At 66.3% G+C, this 17,312-nt stretch carries 11 protein-coding genes; 2 read left to right on the top strand and 9 right to left on the bottom strand.

The genetic code is table 11. The annotated features are described in order from the left end of the window. Positions 1 to 19 precede the first annotated feature (19 nt). Positions 20 to 988, top strand: a complete 969-nt coding sequence (locus AC56DV_RS11000; RefSeq protein ID WP_496314311.1) for an ABC transporter substrate-binding protein — start codon at positions 20 to 22, stop codon at positions 986 to 988. Between the two features lie 40 nt (positions 989 to 1,028). Here the strand turns inward: AC56DV_RS11000 and AC56DV_RS10995 are convergent, their stop codons facing one another. The 6 genes from AC56DV_RS10995 to AC56DV_RS10970 form a co-directional block, all read right to left on the bottom strand. After that, positions 1,029 to 2,216, bottom strand: a complete 1,188-nt coding sequence (locus AC56DV_RS10995; protein WP_496314310.1) for a XylR family transcriptional regulator — start codon at positions 2,214 to 2,216, stop codon at positions 1,029 to 1,031. A 35-nt stretch (positions 2,217 to 2,251) separates the two neighbouring features. Continuing rightward, positions 2,252 to 4,435: a WD40/YVTN/BNR-like repeat-containing protein gene (locus AC56DV_RS10990; protein WP_496314309.1), complete on the bottom strand. Its 2,184-nt coding sequence runs from the start codon at positions 4,433 to 4,435 to the stop codon at positions 2,252 to 2,254. A gap of 329 nt (positions 4,436 to 4,764) precedes the next feature. Further along, positions 4,765 to 5,970, bottom strand: a complete 1,206-nt coding sequence (locus AC56DV_RS10985) for a helix-turn-helix domain-containing protein (RefSeq protein WP_496314308.1) — start codon at positions 5,968 to 5,970, stop codon at positions 4,765 to 4,767. Positions 5,971 to 6,078: 108 nt separating this feature from the next. Further along, positions 6,079 to 7,287: a cation:proton antiporter gene (locus AC56DV_RS10980; protein ID WP_496314307.1), complete on the bottom strand. Its 1,209-nt coding sequence runs from the start codon at positions 7,285 to 7,287 to the stop codon at positions 6,079 to 6,081. Positions 7,288 to 7,309: 22 nt separating this feature from the next. After that, on the bottom strand, positions 7,310 to 9,553 hold the full coding sequence (locus AC56DV_RS10975) for a glycoside hydrolase family 3 C-terminal domain-containing protein (protein ID WP_496314306.1): 2,244 nt from the start codon (positions 9,551 to 9,553) through the stop codon (positions 7,310 to 7,312). 142 nt (positions 9,554 to 9,695) lie between these two features. Next, positions 9,696 to 11,108, bottom strand: a complete 1,413-nt coding sequence (locus AC56DV_RS10970) for a glycoside hydrolase family 5 protein (RefSeq protein WP_496314305.1) — start codon at positions 11,106 to 11,108, stop codon at positions 9,696 to 9,698. Between the two features lie 221 nt (positions 11,109 to 11,329). Here AC56DV_RS10970 and AC56DV_RS10965 point away from each other — a divergent pair, with 221 nt between their 5' ends. Beyond that, positions 11,330 to 13,474: a beta-galactosidase gene (locus tag AC56DV_RS10965; RefSeq protein ID WP_496314304.1), complete on the top strand. Its 2,145-nt coding sequence runs from the start codon at positions 11,330 to 11,332 to the stop codon at positions 13,472 to 13,474. Between the two features lie 63 nt (positions 13,475 to 13,537). Here the strand turns inward: AC56DV_RS10965 and AC56DV_RS10960 are convergent, their stop codons facing one another. From AC56DV_RS10960 to AC56DV_RS10950, 3 genes are read right to left on the bottom strand one after another with little or no spacing between them, the layout of a single operon-like run. Then, entirely contained in the window at positions 13,538 to 14,944 is a 1,407-nt protein-coding gene (locus tag AC56DV_RS10960; protein WP_496314303.1) for an alpha-L-fucosidase, read from the bottom strand. Next, on the bottom strand, positions 14,941 to 16,887 hold the full coding sequence (locus AC56DV_RS10955; protein ID WP_496314302.1) for a glycoside hydrolase family 97 protein: 1,947 nt from the start codon (positions 16,885 to 16,887) through the stop codon (positions 14,941 to 14,943). The genes AC56DV_RS10960 and AC56DV_RS10955 overlap by 4 nt, the downstream gene beginning before the upstream one ends. After that, the gene (locus tag AC56DV_RS10950) at positions 16,884 to 17,294 is read right to left on the bottom strand and encodes a PEP-CTERM sorting domain-containing protein (RefSeq protein ID WP_496314301.1); all 411 of its coding nucleotides are present in this window, start codon (positions 17,292 to 17,294) and stop codon (positions 16,884 to 16,886) included. Before AC56DV_RS10950 ends, AC56DV_RS10955 begins: the two co-directional genes overlap by 4 nt. Positions 17,295 to 17,312: the final 18 nt, after the last annotated feature.

The following is a 17,312-nucleotide window of genomic DNA, read 5'->3' as shown; positions in this document are numbered from 1 at the left end:
AAGGCGGCCGGCAAGCATCATGAATCCGTTCCGCAGGAAGCTGCTGGCCGCCGCCCTCATCGCGGCGGCCGGCTGCCCTGCCCCGGCTGCGGCTGCATCATCCTCAGCGCTGGTGATCGGCTTCGCGCAAGCCGGAAACGACAGCGCATGGCGCAACGCCAACAGCGCCTCCATCAAGGCCGCCGCCGCCCTGGAAGGCATTACCCTCAAGTTTGCCGAAACCGGGAACAGGCAGGAAAGCCAGATCGCGGCGATCCGCTCCTTCATTGCTCAAAAAGTCGACCTGATCGCGTTCTCGCCGGTGGCCGAATCGGGCTGGGACGAGGTGCTGCGCGAAGCGAAAGCCGCCGGCATCCCCGTGCTCGTCACCGGCCAGGCCGTGGCGCCGGGCGACATGGGCCTGTACGCCGCCTTCATCGGCTCGGACTTTGCCGAGCAGGGCCGGCGCGCAGGGCGCTGGCTGGCCGCGCGCGCAGCCGCCGCGCCGAACACCCTGTTCAACATCGTGGAACTGCAGGGCGCACCGGGTTCGCCCGCCGCCCTCGCCCGCAGCAAGGGCTTCGCGCAGGCGATTGCCGCCCATCCCAAACTCAAGCTGCTGCATGCGCAGGGCGGCGGACTGTCGCGCGCGCACGGCAAACAGGCCATGGCGGCCTGGCTGAAAGCCGGGGGCAGGCATATCAATGTGCTGTATGCGCACGGCGACGAGATGGCGATGGGCGCCATCGAGGCCATCGAGGAAGCGGGCCTGAAGCCCGGGCGCGACGTGCTGGTGGTGGCGATAGGCGGCTCGCGGGCCGTGTTCGAAGCCATGGCCGCCGGCAAGCTCAATGTGGCGGTCGAATGCAGCCCGCTGATCGGCCCCCAGCTGATGCAGCTGGCGCGCGACGTGGTGGCCGGCCGGCGCGTGCCGAAATGGGTAACCACCGAGGAGTCGGTGTACCCGTCCGGCGCGGCGGCCGGGGAGCTGGCCAGGCGCCGGTACTGACGCAGGCGCGAATGCGGGCGCCGATGTCGGCGCCCGCGCGTCAAGCCGCTGCGCTCTCGCCGAGCGCGCGGTCGCGGTAGGCGCGCGGCGTGCAGCCCAGCTCGCGCTTGAACACCAGGTGCATATACTGGGTGGACGTGAAGCCGCAGCCCAGTGCCACGTCGGCGATGCTGCGCTCCCCGCATTCCAGTCCGGCCTTGGCCGCGTCCAGCTTGAAGCGCAGGATCACGTCGTGCACGCTGCAGCCCAGCTCCTGGCGGAAGTAGGCTTCCAGCGACGAGCGCGACACGCCCACGTATTCGGCCACCTGGTGCGTCTTGATGCCCTGGCAGGCGTACTGGCGGATGAAATGGCGCGCCCGCATCACGTGCGGATGCTTGACCGGCTGGTGCTGGCTGGAGGCGAACACGTTGATGCCGGCCGGCGGCACCTGGATGCGGGTGTCCGCCAGGCGCACCCCGTGCAGCATCTGGTCCAGCAAGTGCGCCGCCGTGCGGCCCATCTCCTGCGCGCCCTGGATCACGGAACTGAGCGGGATGCGGGTGAGCATGCGCACCAGCGGATCGTTGTCGATGCCGATCAGCGCCACCTGCTCCGGCACCTCGATGCCGGCGATGGTGCAGGCCTGCAGCAGCTGGCGCGCGCGCGCATCGGTGACGGCGATGATGCCGACCGGCTTGGGCAGGCTGCGCAGCCAGGCGATCTGCCCTTGCACCGCTTCGTCCCACGACGACGCGCTGGTTTCGCAGCCCCTGAAAATCTCCGCTTCCATCTGGTCTTCCTGCATCAGGCTGAGGAAGGCGTTTTCGCGCTCCTGCGCCCAGCGGTTTTCCCTGGCCTTGGGCAGGCTGAACATGGCGAAACGGTGCAGGCCGACGTCGATCAGGTGGTCGCGCGCCAGTTTGATGAGTTTGAAATTGTCGGTCGCCACATAGGGCACGCCGCGCGGATAGTCGGCGTTCTCGGCGTAGGAGCCGCCCACCGCCACCACCGGGACGCTGCAGCGCGACAGCGCCTCCGCCACCGCCGGATCGTCGAAATCGGCGATGATGCCGTCGCCCTGCCAGCGCTCGATGCCGGCCAGGCGCAGGCGGAAATCCTCTTCCAGGAACAAGTCCCAGGCTGCGCGCGTACTTCCCAGGTAAGCGGCGATGCCGGCGGTGACTTCACGGTCAAAACTCTTGTTTGCATTGAACAGCAGGGCAATCCGGTGTGCTTTCGTTTTCATGGTCTTGGTCTCCGGTCTGAATTTCTATTCTTTTTTTATAAAGCTGGACCCGTCCCTATCGCGGTGACGGGCACGTCGCCATCCGTGCCGGCTGTCCTGCCGTACACGATGCCCCGGCCCGCCGTTGTCATGTAGACGGTGCCGTAGGTATTCATATCGCCGGCAACCAGCTGTCCGTTGCCGGGGCCGCCGTACTGGTGGGCGCCGTCGTTGATCCGCACCCAGCTGGCGCCCTTGTCGGTGGAGCGCAGCATGCCGCGCACACCGCCCACCGTGCCCCACATATAGAGCGTGGGGTAGCCGGCGCCGGGCGCGGCCTTGCCCAGGCCGACCGCGCCGCAGCCGCCGACGGCGGCGATCTTGCGGAAGCTGGCGCCGCTGTCGGTGGTGTGCGCCAGTCCGCCGCCGGCCAGGCAGGCCCACACGTCGCCCTCGATGCCCGGCGTGGCGGCCAGGATCTTCGAGCCGCCGGCGGCCAGGCGGCCCTGCGGGGCGAAGGAGGCGCCGCCGTCGGTGCTGACCAGCATGCGGCCGCCGGCGCTGTCGTAGGCGTAGAACTTGAGCGGGTTGACCGTGTCCGCCACCGGGCGCGCTTCGCGCATGCCCAGCCCGGCGACGGCGCTCCAGCCGGCGCCCTGGTTGTCGGAGCGGTAGGTGGCGGACATGCCGGCGGGGCTGTGCAGCAGCACGCGGCCGTCGGCGGACAGGGCCAGCTGGCCGAAGCCGCCCTTGACGGCCGGCGCCTTGCTCCAGCCGGCGCCGCCGTTGGCGGACAGGTAGATGGCGTTGCCGGCGCGCGCCAGCACGCGGCCGTCGGCGCTGGCCACCAAGCTGGTGGTGGTGCCCATGGCCGGGCTGTGGCGCGCACCGTAGTGCGCCGGGCTGCTGTGCATGAAACCGTCGTAGTCGCCGATGGCGGTGGCCAGCTGCCGGCTGGGCAAGGCGATCACCGAGAACGGCACGGTCTCCTCCATGCCGGCGGTCTCGAAGCGCCAGGCGGCGGCGGGAGAGTCGATGGCGGTGGTGCGGAACACGCCGTTGCCGGAAATGACCCAGGCGGTCTTGCCGTCGAAGGGATCGAACTGCACGTCGCCGGTCCAGTGGATCGAGCTGCCGGCGATCCAGTCCTTGCCTCGCGGGTCCATGGCGAAACCGCGCGCCACCACGTCGGTCCAGCTGCGGCCCGCGTCGCGCGTGGTGTAGATGCGGTCGCCCTGCGCCGGCGCTTGCCCGTTCCCCTGCCCCTTGCCCTGCGGCTGCCAGACGTTGGTGGTGGCCAGCACCAGGCGGCGCGGATCGGCCTGGTCGATGCTGATGCCGCCGAACGGGCCCTTGGCGCCGGCCGGCGTGATGTCGGTCCATTTGCCGTTGGCGCCGTCGTACTCCCACACCTGGCCCCGGTCCATGGCTTCCCCGCCGTAGGGATGGGGGCCAGCGCCGTTGGCGTACGTGATGTACAGCTTGCCCTCCGGCGACTGCGCGGCGCGCTGCGGCATCAAGCCGGCCGGCCCGCCCTGGACGGGTTCGAAACTGGCGCCGCCGTCCTGGCTGAGGTACAGGTTCGGCCCCACGCTATCGGGCCGCGACACGCTGGCGACCACGCGCCGGCCGGGACCGGCCAGCACGAAGTTGACGCCGTTGCCGTTCGGCGTGGACGTTACCGGCAGGGACGCCAGGCGCTTCCAGCTTGCGCCCGCGTCCGTGCTCCTGAACAGGCCGTCGCTGCGGGTGCCCGCGTACAGCACATTGCTGTCCAGCGGATCGACCTGCAGCCGTTCGCCGCCCTGGCGCCCGATGCCGTTGCCGTGCGCCTTGAACTGTTTTGTCACATCGACAATGTCGAAGGTACGGCCGTAATCGCGGGAACGCAGGATGGCGGTTTTCCCGCCGTTCAAATAGGACGTGCCCGCCATCATGTAAATATGGCCGGCGTTTTTCGGATCGACCGCCACCGATTCCACGCCCAGGTAGCCGACCTGCGCTTCCGACACCCAGTCCAGCAGCGGCACCCAGCGCTCGGCGCGCGCATCCCAGCGGTAGGCGCCGCCGACGTCGGTGCGCGCATAAATAATGCCGCGTTCGGATTTACTGGGAATCAGGCCGGATACAAATCCGCCGCCGCCCATGGCGACTGAATCCCATTGATAGGTTTCCGCCTGCGCGGAAAATGCATGCAATAACGCCGTGGACAGCAGCGCGCATATTGGCTTGAGATGCAACGTCTCCTCCTCTACTGCTTTTTTTATGCCGGGCGCTTTATGGCAGCGCCTCGTCGGTAAAACATTTATTCGCGGCGAGTTCACGCCGCCCGCTGGCGCGGGGATGCATAATTGGGGGAAAGGCGTGTTTTACAGGCGCGAGCGCGCAGGATACGGTCGATCATCGGATATCACCCTTGTATAGTGGACCGGCAGCAGGTAGCGGAAGCTAACCCACGACCAAAGCATATTGCCTGGGGCGGCAGGGGCGATAACGCCTATACAAGGATTTCTATCACAGTGCAGAAATTGCGATTACTTCTGCAGGGAGTGCAAGGAGTGCAAACCCGCTAGCTGGCGGCGTCCACGGGCGGGAGCGGCAGTCCGGACGGATGCTCGGCCGGTTGTGCTTGCTGATTAGCAAGAGAGCGGAAGGCTTTCGGCGTGCAACCGTATTCTTCCTTGAACAGTTTATTAAAGTAGGACACGTTGGCATAGCCGACCGAATAAGCGATTTCCGCCACCGCCGCGCTGTTTTTCTCGGCCAGCAGCCGGGCCGCTTCGGTCAGCCGCAGTTTATTCAGGTAGCTGGTGAAAGTCATGCCGAGTTCGGTCTTCAGCAATTCATTCACCTTATTCCGGTTTGCGCCTGTTCCATTGACCACGCACTCCAGGTCCAATTCGGTATTCGTGTAATTGGTGGCGATAAAGCGCAGCACCGACGCCTTTTCCTTGTCCTTATATGGCTCCAGCGTCAATTGACGATAGGCTACCAGCGGCAAGTCTATTTTCAGCCGGGAATCCAGGCTGGCAATCAGTGCGCGGGCGTGGGCCCGGAAAAACCAGATGCCGAATGCGCTCCACCCCGCCAGCAGAATAACGCCCAGCGCGGCGATATAGCGGTAATCCCGGCCGCGCAGCGTGAGTTCGCTTATTTCCACATGGGAATCAACCAGGCGGGGGCTGCTGGAACTGGTGCCGAACAGCAGTTTGCCCACCTTGTTCAGCGAGTAGCCCTGGTGCGTCAGGTCGAGCTTCATGTTGGAAAACCACCAGTCGGGTATGGTCAGCCGCGTCATGTCCAGCGACACCGGCACGCCGCGGCCATTGCAAGAAAAATAAGTTCCGGGCGAGCGGTAGGTATGGAATTCGCCCAGCCTTGAAACGTTGTCGTCGAAGGTCGACACGGCGAACACCATGGAATTGGACGGTGTGCACTTGGCAAGGAAGGTGACGGTGGAGTACCTGGTCCAGTCCGCCAGGGCCGGCTTGCCCTTGCCATCGTCCAGCTCCAGCCCGACGGAAGCGAAAGGATAGGTCGCGGTGTTGGTCACCCGCAGGTCGAAGCGCAGCACGTCGCCCGTGGGATCGCCGACGCGGACGCTGGAGGTGCCGTCGTCCGCATGGCCGACATAGCGCCAGTGCACGCCCCCCTTGTGCGCGGGCAGCAGGGTGACGGTCTGGTAGCTCTGATAAATGAAAAAAGCCGCAACCAGGGCGTCGGCAACCAGCAGAAGAACCAGTGCCTGGAGCGCCTTCTTATAGAACTCTTGCATATGGTGCGTATGATGCGTGCGTTAAGGTCTCAGTGCCACACCTCTAGCGGGCGGGCTGACTGCATCATACCAGCACAGGCCGGCTGTGGCGTTTTCTATCGGGCATCTTTACGAGCTGGCCTGCCGCAGCAGGCCCGCATGGGCCGCGCGGTTCAGCCTGGGGTGGACGACGGGCACGGTCAGCATGGTGCTGGCGCAGGCCATCAGCAGCAGCGCGGTGAAGGTTTCGCTGCTGATGATCTGCTTGTCCAGCAGGATGTTGGCGAAGATGATCTCGATCAGCCCCTTGGTCTGCAGCAGCCAGCCGATAATCGAGGCCTCGCCCTGCTTCCAGCCCAGCGCTTTGCCGGCCAGGCGGGCGCCCGCCAGCTTGCCGCCCACGGAGGCCAGCAGCATCAGCCCTGCCGCGAAGAAGACCGGATAGCTGCCGATGTCCCACTGGGTGCGCAAGCCCGTGCTGAGGAAGAACACCGGCATCAGCACCAGCAGCACGTGCTTGAACAGCATGTCCATCTTGCGCTGCTCGAACCAGTGCGCGTCCATCACCACGCCGGCCAGGAAAGCGCCGACCATGTAGTGCAGGCCGGCCCAGTCCGCGCCGAAGCCGCAGGCCGCCAGCCAGATCAGCGACACGTACCAGCGGTCGCCCTCCTCCAGCCGGACCATCAGGCGGCGGAACAGCACCGTCAGCACGGCGAAGGCGAGCAGGAAGCCGGCCTGGCGGCCAACCCGCTCCCAGTCCAGCAGGATGATGGCGAGCACGCCCCAGATCGCCACGTCGTCCAGGCTGGCGTAGCGCAGGATGCGCTGGCCCATCGGCTGGCGCAGGATCTCCAGCTTTTCCATCAGCAGCACCAGCACCGGCAGCGCGGTCACCGCGCACGCCATGCCGATACCGAGCAGGAATTGCCAGTCCTTGCCTTTCGGGCCGATCCAGCCCGGGTAGGCCAGCAGCAGCAAAGCGGCGCCGCAGCCGAACAGCAGCGGCACGCCCAGCGCAAAGCCCGCCGTGGCGGCACTCTCGCGGCGGTATTGCCACACTTTTTTCAGGTCCAGTTCTATGCCGGCGATCATCACGAACAGCATGACCGCCCACCAGGCGATGCCGTTCAGCGATTGCATGACGGCGGGCGTGAACACGAACCGGTGATATTCCGGGAAGGCCGCGCCCAGCACGCCGGGACCGAGCAGCACGCCGCCGATGATCTGGACGATCACCAGCGGCGCCACATAGTCGGTCCTGCCGAGCCGCCACACCAGGTAAGGCACGGTGAAAATCAGCAGCATGGCCAGCAAGAATATTTCAGTCGTGTTCATCGCGCTCTCCCAGCGGTTTTGGCTACTTCAGCGGCTTGCCGTTCACGTCGTAGACGGCGGCCTCCAGGTGCACCACCTTGCTGACGGCCTTGCTGCCGGCCGCTGCTGCGGCGTCGGCCGCGAGAATCACCTTGTAGTCGCCCTTGGCCACTTTCCACGTCTTGCTGGCCGGGTCATACATGGCCAGCAGGCGCGGATCGACCGTCACGGCGCCCTTCACGCTGGCGCCCGGCTTCACGTCGACCTTCTGGAAGCCGGCCAGGCGCCTGGGCGCTTCCCAGCGCGCGTTGAGCGGCGCCACGTAAACCTGGGCCACCTCCTTGCCGGCCAGCTTGCCCGTGTTCTTCACGGTGAACGAGGCGCGCAGCAGGCCGTCCTTGACGCCGGCGGCCAGGTCCGACATGGCGAACTCGGTGTAGGACAGGCCGTGGCCGAACGGGAACAGCGGTTTCAGCCCCTTCAGGTCGAACCACTTGTAGCCGACCGCCGCGCCTTCGTGATAGTTGACATCGAAGCGCTTGTCGGCCACTTCGGGATAACCGTCCAGCGCGGGACGGGGCAGCTGCGATTCGGACGCCGGGAAAGTGGCGGGCAAATGGCCGGACGGATTGGCTTCGCCGAACAGCACGCCGGCAATCGCCTCGCCGCCGTTGGTGCCCGGGTACCACGCTTCCAGCACCGAGGACACCTTGGGCAGCCACGGCATGGTCACGGGGCCGCCGGTTTCCAGCACCACCACCGTTTTGGCGTTGGCCGCCGCCACCGCGGCGATCAGCTCGTCCTGCTTGTTGGGCAGCGACAGGTTGGGCATGTCGAAGCCTTCGCCGGTCCACTGGGTGGCGAACACCAGCACCACGTCGCTTTCGCGCGCCAGCCTGGCCGCCGCTGCGGGATCGGTTCCATCGTTGTAGGCCACCACCGCCCTGGGCAGGCGCGCCTGGATGGCTTTCAGCGGCGAGGACGGGTAGATCATCACCGGGCCGGGCCAGGTCTTGGGCGTGAGCTCCGGCGCGGCGTTGCCGCCGGCCGGATACACCAGCGAGGAACCGCCGCCCGCCATCACGCCCCGGTCCGCGTAGCCGCCGATCACGGCGACGCGCTTGACGGCCTTGTTCAGCGGCAGCAGGCTGGCGCTGTTCTTCAGCAGCACCATGCCCTCCTGCGCGTCCTTCAGCGACACGGCGGCGTTGGCCTTGAAGTCGATACTGTCCAGGGCCGGCTTCACCGGGTGGTCCACCACGCCGTGCTCGAACATGGCGTGCAGGATGCGGCGCACCATGTCGTCCAGGCGCGCCTGCGGCACCCAGCCGTTCAGCACCGCCTCTTTCAGCGGCGGGCCGAAGTAGTCGGCCAGGTCGAACGGCATGCCTGACTGCTGGTCCAGCCCCGCGTTGGCGGCCGGTATGGTGCTGTGCACCGCGCCCCAGTCCGACATCACCCAGCCCTTGAAACCCCAGTCCTTCTTCAGCACCTCAGTCAGCAGGTAGCTGTTCTCGCAGCCGTACTCGCCGTTGATGCGGTTGTAGGAGCACATGACCGAACCGGGATTGCCCTCCTCGTAGGCGATCTGCAAGGCCAGCAAGTCCGACATGCGGTTGGCCTGGTCGTCGATCTTCACGTTGAGCGTGGTGCGCCCGGTCTCCTGGTCGTTCAGCGCGAAGTGCTTCAGCGTGGAAACCAAGCGGTTGGACTGGATACCCTTGATCTGCGCGCCCACCATCTTGCCGGCCAGCAGAGGGTCCTCGCCTCCGTACTCGAAATTGCGGCCGTTGCGCGGCTCGCGCATCAGGTTCACGCCGCCCGCCAGCAGCACGTTGAAGCCGTATGCGCGCGCTTCCGCGCCTATCATGGCGCCGCCCTCGTAGGCGGTTTTCATATCCCAGGTGGCGGCCGTGTTCAGGCCGGACGGCAGCGCCGTCGCGGTGCGCACATTCGGCCCGCCCTGGCTGGCCACGCCCAGGCCGGCGTCGGTTTCGCGCAGGTGCGGAATGCCGAGGCGGGGCACGCCGTAGATGAAGCCGGCCGATTGAATGTGCGCCTCCTCGGGGCGCTTGGTCTTCTTGTTCTCCATGTCGTTGCCCAGGTAGCCGTAGACCAGCTTCAATTTCTCGTCCAGCGTCATGGCGCCCACCGCCAGGGTGGCGCGCTGCGCCGGGTCCAGCTGCGCGTTCATCCACGGCTGGGCGTCTGCGTCCGCAGCCAGTGCGGAGCCGTAGCACATGGCCACTGCGGCCGCCAGAATACCGATCTGCTTTTTGAATCTCATGTTTGCTTCCATTGATGTGAATATCGGGTAAAAAAGCGGGCGGCCGAAGCCGCCCTAAAACTGCCGTTCAGACAGTCGGACACAACGGACTACGAAGAAAACTTGTGCTGCGGCGCCGCAGCGCCGCAGCGAACCACTATCCCTACTTGGCCGCGTTGACGATGGCGGCTGTCACGTCGGGGAATGCCTGGGTGCCGGCCGCGCGGTTGAACAGGCCGGACTGGTGGTTGGACGTGTAGCCGTTATCCCAGTACATCGGCACCACGCCGCGCGTGAAGGCGGCGTGCGTGATGTACTGGTCCCAGTACTTGCGGTAGGTGCCGGCCGGGTCGTATTCGGTGCGCAGGCTGGCCGCGTACTCGCCCAGGATCACCGGCACGCCCTTGTCGATGAAGCCGGTCTTCATTTTCTGGAACTGGCTATCGGTATAGGACTCGTTGGCCCAGCCCGAGGGATTGGCCGCCTGGCCCCACTTCCAGGCGGTGCTGTTGGTGTCCAGCGTGAAGTCGAACGGGTCGTAGTAGTGCACTTCCATCATCAGCCGGTTGGCCACCCAGTCGCTCGGCATGGCCGCGTTGCAGCTGATCGCGTTGTCGATGTTGGTGTTGAAGGCTTGCACCACCAGGTGGCGGCTGGCGTTGTTGCCGCCGGTGGCGCGCACGGCCGTGATGAAGGCCTGGTTGAAGCCCTTCTGCACCGAGCAGTACTCCGCAGTCGGCGGATTGTAGTTCCCGTCCACCATCACCTCGTTGGTGCCGGCGAACAGCAGTGTGTCGTCGTGGTTCTTGAAGTTGTTGGCGATCTGGGTCCAGAACTTGGTCAGCCTGGCGTTGGCCGCGCCCTGCTGGGCGTAGGTCGGCTGCATCCAGCCGCCGTCCCAGTGGATGTTGATCATGGCCGCCAGGCCCGCATTGTGCGCGTAGTTCACCACTTCGGTGACGCGGTCCATCCACTGCGGGCTGATATTGTCGTTGGCATCGGCGTACTGCTTCCACGATACCGGGATGCGCACGCTCTTGAAGCCGGCGGCCTTGATGCCGTCGAACAGCGCCTGGCTCGCCTTCGGGTTGCCCCAGTAAGTCTCGTTGAAAGTGGTGCTGCCCCACACGTAAGGAGTGCCGATCGCCTCCAGCGTGTTGCCGAGGTTCCAGCCGGGCGACATCTGCCCGGACAGCTGCATGCTGGTGAGGTTGCGCATCACGCCCACGCGCACGGCCTTGGCGGCGCCGGAGTTGTAGCTGCCGCCGCCGGCGCTGAACTTGACCCAGTACCAGTAGGCGGTGCCGGGCGCCGCGCTGTTGTCGGTGTAGCTGGTTGCACTCTTGTTCAGGACCGCAACGCGGCTGCGGCCGTTGGCGTCGGTGTCGGTGTCGCGGTAGATCTGCACGCCGCTGACCGCGCCGCTGACGGTCCAGCTCAACTGGACGCCGCTGCCGGTGCCGGAAGCCGTCAGGCACACGGTCGCGCCGCCGCCCGTGCCGCAGTTCTGCGCCTGCGCAAACGGCGCCGAGCACAGCGCAGCGGAGAACAAGGCCTTCGATAACACTGAGTTCATTTTCTTCCACCTTTCTTAGGGCAGCAACCGTTGCAACGTATTGTGGAAGCAGCGCCCAGGCGCCGCAATTGCAAAATTCGTCAACGGCCAATATGAAATTGCGCAGGCGCGCTCGGCGACAAATCATACGCGGCGCTAGTCATTTTCATAATTGCGCGGACACGCCGCGCGTGCCCACAATAGGCTACCCGCCACTACGTCAACTATCTGAAAGAGATCGAATGCTGAAACGGACAGTACTCTCGTATGCCCTGACGCTGGCGCTCGCCGCCGTGGCGTGCGCGCCGGCAGCCGCGCAAACGGCGCAAACTGCACAAACTGCGCCGCCGGAATTCCCCACCATCCTGTATGGCGCAGCCTACTACCACGAATACATGCCCTACGAGCGGCTGGAAAAGGACGTGGCGATGATGAAAGCCGCCGGCTTCAACGTGGTGCGCCTGGGCGAATCGACCTGGAGCCTGTGGGAGCCGGAGGACGGCCGCTTCGAGTACGCGTGGATGGACCGCGTGATCGACGCCATGGGCAAGGCCGGCATCAAGGTCATCATGGGCACCCCGACCTACTCCATACCCGCCTGGATGGCCAAGCAAAACCCGGAAATCCTGGCCCGCAAATTCAACGGCGTACAGAACACCTACGGCATGCGCCAGAACATGAACACCGACTCGGCCGCCTACCGCTTCTACGCCGAACGCCTGATACGCAAGATCGCCGCCCGCTACAAGGACAACCCCAATGTCATCGGCTGGCAAGTGGACAATGAAACCAGCACCTACGGCGCCGCCAACGACGACGTGTTCATCCGCTTCCAGCACTACCTTGAGAAGAAGTTCGGCACGCCGGAAAACCTCAGCAAGGCCTGGTTCCTGAACTACTGGGGCCAGAACCTGCACAGCTGGGTGGACCTGCCGCGCCCGGACGGCGCCCAGAGCACCGGCTACAAGCTTGAATGGTCGCGCTGGGGGCAGATGCGGGTGACCGACTTCCTGACCTGGCAGGCGAAACTGATACGCGAATGCGCTTCGCCGCGCCAGTTCGTCACGCACGATTTCGCCGGCTCCATGCACGGCGACGTGAACGAGGTGGCCGTCTCGCGCGCCATGGACATGCCGTCCGTGAACATCTACCACTGGGGCCAGCGCGAGCATTACAACGGCGCCGGCCAAACGCTCGACGCCGACTTCACGCGCTCGCTCAAGCGCGGCAATTTCCTGGTCACCGAGACCAATGCGCAGAGCACGGACTGGAGTTCGTCGTTCCAGTACCCGCCGTACGACGGCCAGTTCCGCCAGGACGTCTACACCCACCTGGCCAACGGCGCCAACATGGTAGAATACTGGCACTGGGCCTCGGTGCACGCCAACCAGGAAACGTACTGGAAAGGCGTGCTGTCGCACGATCTGGAGCCGAACCGCGCTTACGCCGAAATGAGCCGCACCGGCCGCGAACTGCAGAAGATCGGCCCGCGCCTGGTGAACCTGAAGATCCGCAACGACGTGGCCATCCTGTGGAGCCGCGATTCGCTCAACGCCCTCAACGACATGCCGTTCGCAAAGGAATCGCAATGGGGCGGCTCGGGCACCAAGGCGGACTACGGCTCGCAGGTGCGCCAGATCCACCGCCAGCTCTACGACATGAACGTCGGCACCGACTTCGTGTTCGACGACACGCAGGACTTCTCGTCCTACAAGCTGCTGGTGGTGCCTTCGCTGTACGTGGCGGACGAGGCGCTGCTGCGGCGCATCACGGAATACGTGCGCAAGGGCGGCCACGTGGTGATGACCTTCAAGAGCGGCTTCGCCAACGAAAACGCCGCCGTGCGCTGGACCATGGCGCCCGGGCCGCTGCGCGAGGCGCTCGGCTTCCACTACCAGGAATTTTCCAACCTGGCGCAGCCACTGGCCCTGAAGGGCGATCCATTCCAGGCGGGCGCGGACAACAAGGTGCAGCACTGGGCCGAATTCCTGGAGCTGGACACGGCCAAGGCCCTGGCCTGGTACGACCACCCCTTCTTCGGCCGCTGGCCCGCCATCACGTCCAACCAGTTCGGCGCGGGCAAGGTGGTGTATGAAGGCACTTACCTGTCGGACAAGCTGCAGAAGGCGGTGCTGCAGTCCTCGCTGCAGGAGCTTGGCGTGACGGGACCGGACCAGCAGCTGCCGGCCAGCGTGAAGACGCGCACCGGCACCAACGGCTACCAGCGCGCGGTGCACTACTACTTCAACTATTCCGGTACGGAAGTGAGCTTCAGCTACCCGCGCAAGCCGGGCGCCAATCTGCTGGGAGGCCGCCGCGTGGCCGCTGGGGAAAAGCTGACGCTGGCGCCGTGGGACGTGGCCATCATCGAAGAAGACGCCAAGTAAGCCGCCCTGCCCTCCGCTCGCGCACCCGCCGGACGCCGCACGGCGCCGGCGGGTGGCAAGCGCTCAGTCGGCCACGCGCACCGGAGCGATGGCTTCGGCCGGCGAGTCCAGCTCGAGGGCGATAACGGTGTCGATATCGCTGCGCGCGGCAGGCGGCACGGACAGTTCGATGCCGCGTTCGGTTTGGGTAAAGACCGCCTTGCCGCCGCCCAGAACCGAGGCGCCAACGATCTTCTCCGGAATCGCCGGCAAGGCCAGCTTGTCCTTCGGCCAGCTCAGCACATGCACATAAACCGTCTTGCCGCGGTGCGTGGACGCGCCGTACTCCGCAGGCAGGAACGGGCCGCCACGGGTTTCGTAGATGCTCTGGCCATACTTGCCGAGCCAGGCGCCGATTTCCCGCAGGCGCGCCACCTGCGGCGGATCGATGCGGCCGTCGGCGCGGGGGCCGACGTTCAGCAGCAGGTTGCCGTCGCGTCCAGCCACCTTGGCCAGCAGCTGGATGTAGTGCTTGAGCGGCTTCACTTGCGCGTCGCTCTGGTAGCCCCACGCGCCGGCGATAGTGGTGCACAGCTCCCACGGACGCTGGTTGTCGAAATCGCCCAGCGCCCCGTCGCCCTCGCGCGAACCGAAATCCTCAGGCATGTCGGCGCGGCCGTTCATCAGCACTTGCGGCTGCAGGCGGCGTATCGTCGAATACAGCTTGTCGTGCTGCCAGCTGAAGCCGCCCTTGTACTGCTGGCCGCGCGGGCGCGCCACCCACTTGGGATTGGCGCCGGCATCTTTCCAGTCGGCGCCGAAGTTCAGCCAGTTGGCCTCGCCCCCGTCGAACCACAGCACGTCGATCTTGCCGTAGCCGGCCATCAGCTTCTCGACCTGGCGGTGATACTGCTCGCGCATGGCTTCCGCGCTGTCGCGCTGCAAGTCGGGGAAGAAGTAGCCAGGGAAGCGCCAGTCCATCGGCGAGTAGTACAGGCCGACACCCAGTCCCGCTTTGCGCACCGCCTTCACATAGCCGGCGACGAGATCGCGGCGCGCGCCGGTGTTGACGCTGGTGAACGGGTTGGCGCCGTCGTCGAACAGGGCGAAACCGTCGTGGTGGCGCGCCGTCATCACCATGTACTTCATGCCGCCGGCCTTGGCGATTTCGGCCCATGCATCGAAATTCACGTCGCCGGGGTTGAACTGGTCTGCCAGCCTGGCGTACTCCCCGACCGGAATCTGTTCGTTCCACTGTACCCATTCGCCACGGCCGGGCACGGAATACAGGCCCCAGTGTATGAACATGCCGAAGCGCGCCCCGCGCCACCACTTGATGCGCGCAGCCGGGTCCTCGCCCTCGAGCCGCTCCATGGGCCGCTCGGGCGCATACCAGGCCTGGGCCTGCGCGCCGCCGGGCGGAAGCGACAGTGCCGCTGCCAGCGCCGCCCCCAATACCGTGGCGCCTTTGAAGAAATGGATAACCGTCATGGCAGGCGCTCCAGCACCACGGCGGCGCCGCCTGCGGCCGCCAGATGCAGCGTGAGCGTGTCGCCGCCCGTGACGTCGAGTTCGCGGCGCCGCAGCTCGTTGGGCGCGCCGCCGTCCTCCCATACCGTGGCGCGGTAGCGCCCGGCAGGCAGGAAGCGCAACGGCACGTTGCCGGTTTTGCGTCCCTCGCTGTCGCCGGCCGCCGTCATTGCGCCGACGTACCAGGTGCTTCCCTGGCGCCGCGCCAGCACGATGTCGCGCCCCGGCTCGCCCGCCAGGAAGCGCGTCTCGTCCCAGGCGGTCGGCACGCGCCGGATGAAATCGAAACCGGCGGCATTGCGGTAGGCTTCCGGGGCGTCGGACACCATCTGCAGCGGGCTGTCGTACACCACATACATCGCCAGCGCCTGGCCACGGGTAGACTGCGTCAGCGGCATCACCTCGCGCACCTTGAAGCCGGCCGGCGTTGCGTTGCGGAAGCCGCCCGGCGTGTAGTCCATCGGCCCGGCCAGCATGCGCGTGTACGGCAGCATCAAGTTGTGCTGCGGCGTGACGCGGGCATCCATCTTGTTCCACTCGGCGCCCAGCACGCCCTCCTGCGTGATGAAGTTGGGCCAGGTGCGCTGCAGGCCGGCCGGGACGTAGGCGCCGTGCAAATTGAGCAGCAGGCGGTGCCTGGCGGCGGCTTCCGCGGCGCGGTGATAGAAGCCGACCATGTCCTGGTCGTCGCGGTTCATGAAGTCGACCTTCACGCCCTTGACACCCCAGCGCGCGTAGGTGTCGAACACTTCGTCCATGTGCGGGGCCACGTGTTCCCAGTGCGCCCACAACAGCAGCCCTACGCCCTTCTCCGCCGCGTAGCGCACCAGCGCCGGCATGTCGATGCCGTCCTCGGCGCGGGTAATGTCCGTGGTTGGCAGCGCCTCCCAGCAGTTGGGCCCCGAGCCCTTGGCCCAGCCGGCGTCGATCAAGTAGTAGGGGAAGCCGGATGCGGCGGCGAAATCGATGAAACGGCGATAGGCCGCCATGTCCGGCTTCATGCCGGCCAACGGCCCGGACCACCAGTCCCACGCCGCCTTGCCGGGTTTGACCCAGCTGAAGTCTCCCGCCGGCGCAGGATTCAGGTTGCCGATCAGGTTGGAAGCGATCATGTCGCCGGCCCGGTCGCCCAGCATGACCACGCGCCAGGCCGTCCGCAGCCCGGCAGCGGAATGGAATGCCGGCGCGGGCCGGGTCGGCACAGCCGACAGCCGCACCCGCAAGGCATCGCCCTCGCGCCACAGCGAGGCGCCGGTGTAGCCGTCCAGGTAGGCTTGCGTGATCGCGTACGAAGTCCGTCCGGAAGGCGTGGCGCAGACCACCGGCACATCGTAGGCAACGCCGTTGCTCAGCTGCGAGATCTTCTTGCGCTCGAACGGCAGCTCGTGCGCGCCCTCCACCAGCGAAACCAGGCAGGCTGGATCGCCGGCCGGCACGAAAGCGGTGCGTTCGCCGCGCAGGCGTACCGGATTGGCATCGGCGATGCGGTAGCGGAAGGCCACGCCATCGTCGTAGGCGCGCACGTCGATGAACAGCCGGCGCGCGGCGGGCGCGCGTTCGCGGAACACCAGGGTCGCGCCGCGATAGTGATCGCGGGCGGCGGCAGCCTTGGTGGCCACCAGCGGGATGGTGCGGTCGACCGCCGTGTTTTCCTGCTTCTCCAGCACCAGCGGGCCGAAATCCGCGGCGCCGTCGAATTCAAGGCCCAGCGGCGACGCCGCGATCACGGCTTCGCCGCCGCGCGAGACCGAGAACCGGCCGGCGTCGCGCGCGATCGTGATGGCGGAGCGGCCGTCCGGCGACGTCACCACCACCGGCGCCACGGGCGCCGCCAGCGCAACCTGCACCGCCGTGCTCCATGCTGCCGCAACGCCCGCCGCCAGCCGCATGCGCCGCGCCCTCATGTTCCCATCTCCCGGCGCTGCCTTGTCCATGCAAGGGCAGCCACACCCAGGCCCAGCAGCGCCATGCTGCCCGGCTCGGGCACCGTTGCGGCGCGGCTGAAGGCCAGGTCGTCCATGACGAACCAGCCCTTGTCGCGCGCGATGTCGATGCGCGCGACGTTGCCGGAATTGGCCGCGATCAGCGCGTAGGTGGAGGAAATGGCGATGTTGCCGGTGCGGCCGATGAGCTGATTGGCGCAGTCGTACGCTGTGATGTTGATCCAGCTTGCCTTGGCGCCATTGGTATTGGGCGTGGCGACCCAGGCGCCGGTGAAATCGAACGGGGTGGCGCTGCTGATGCCCAGGTGGGCGGACAGCGACATCAACAATGCTGCGGACAGCAGCGCACCAATTGGTTTCAATAGCATGCTCCCTCTCCTTTTTTG

The organism is Massilia sp. BGA-UO-ETr-WB1 (assembly GCF_059567845.1).
This window is presented reverse-complemented; position numbering and strand designations above follow the sequence as displayed.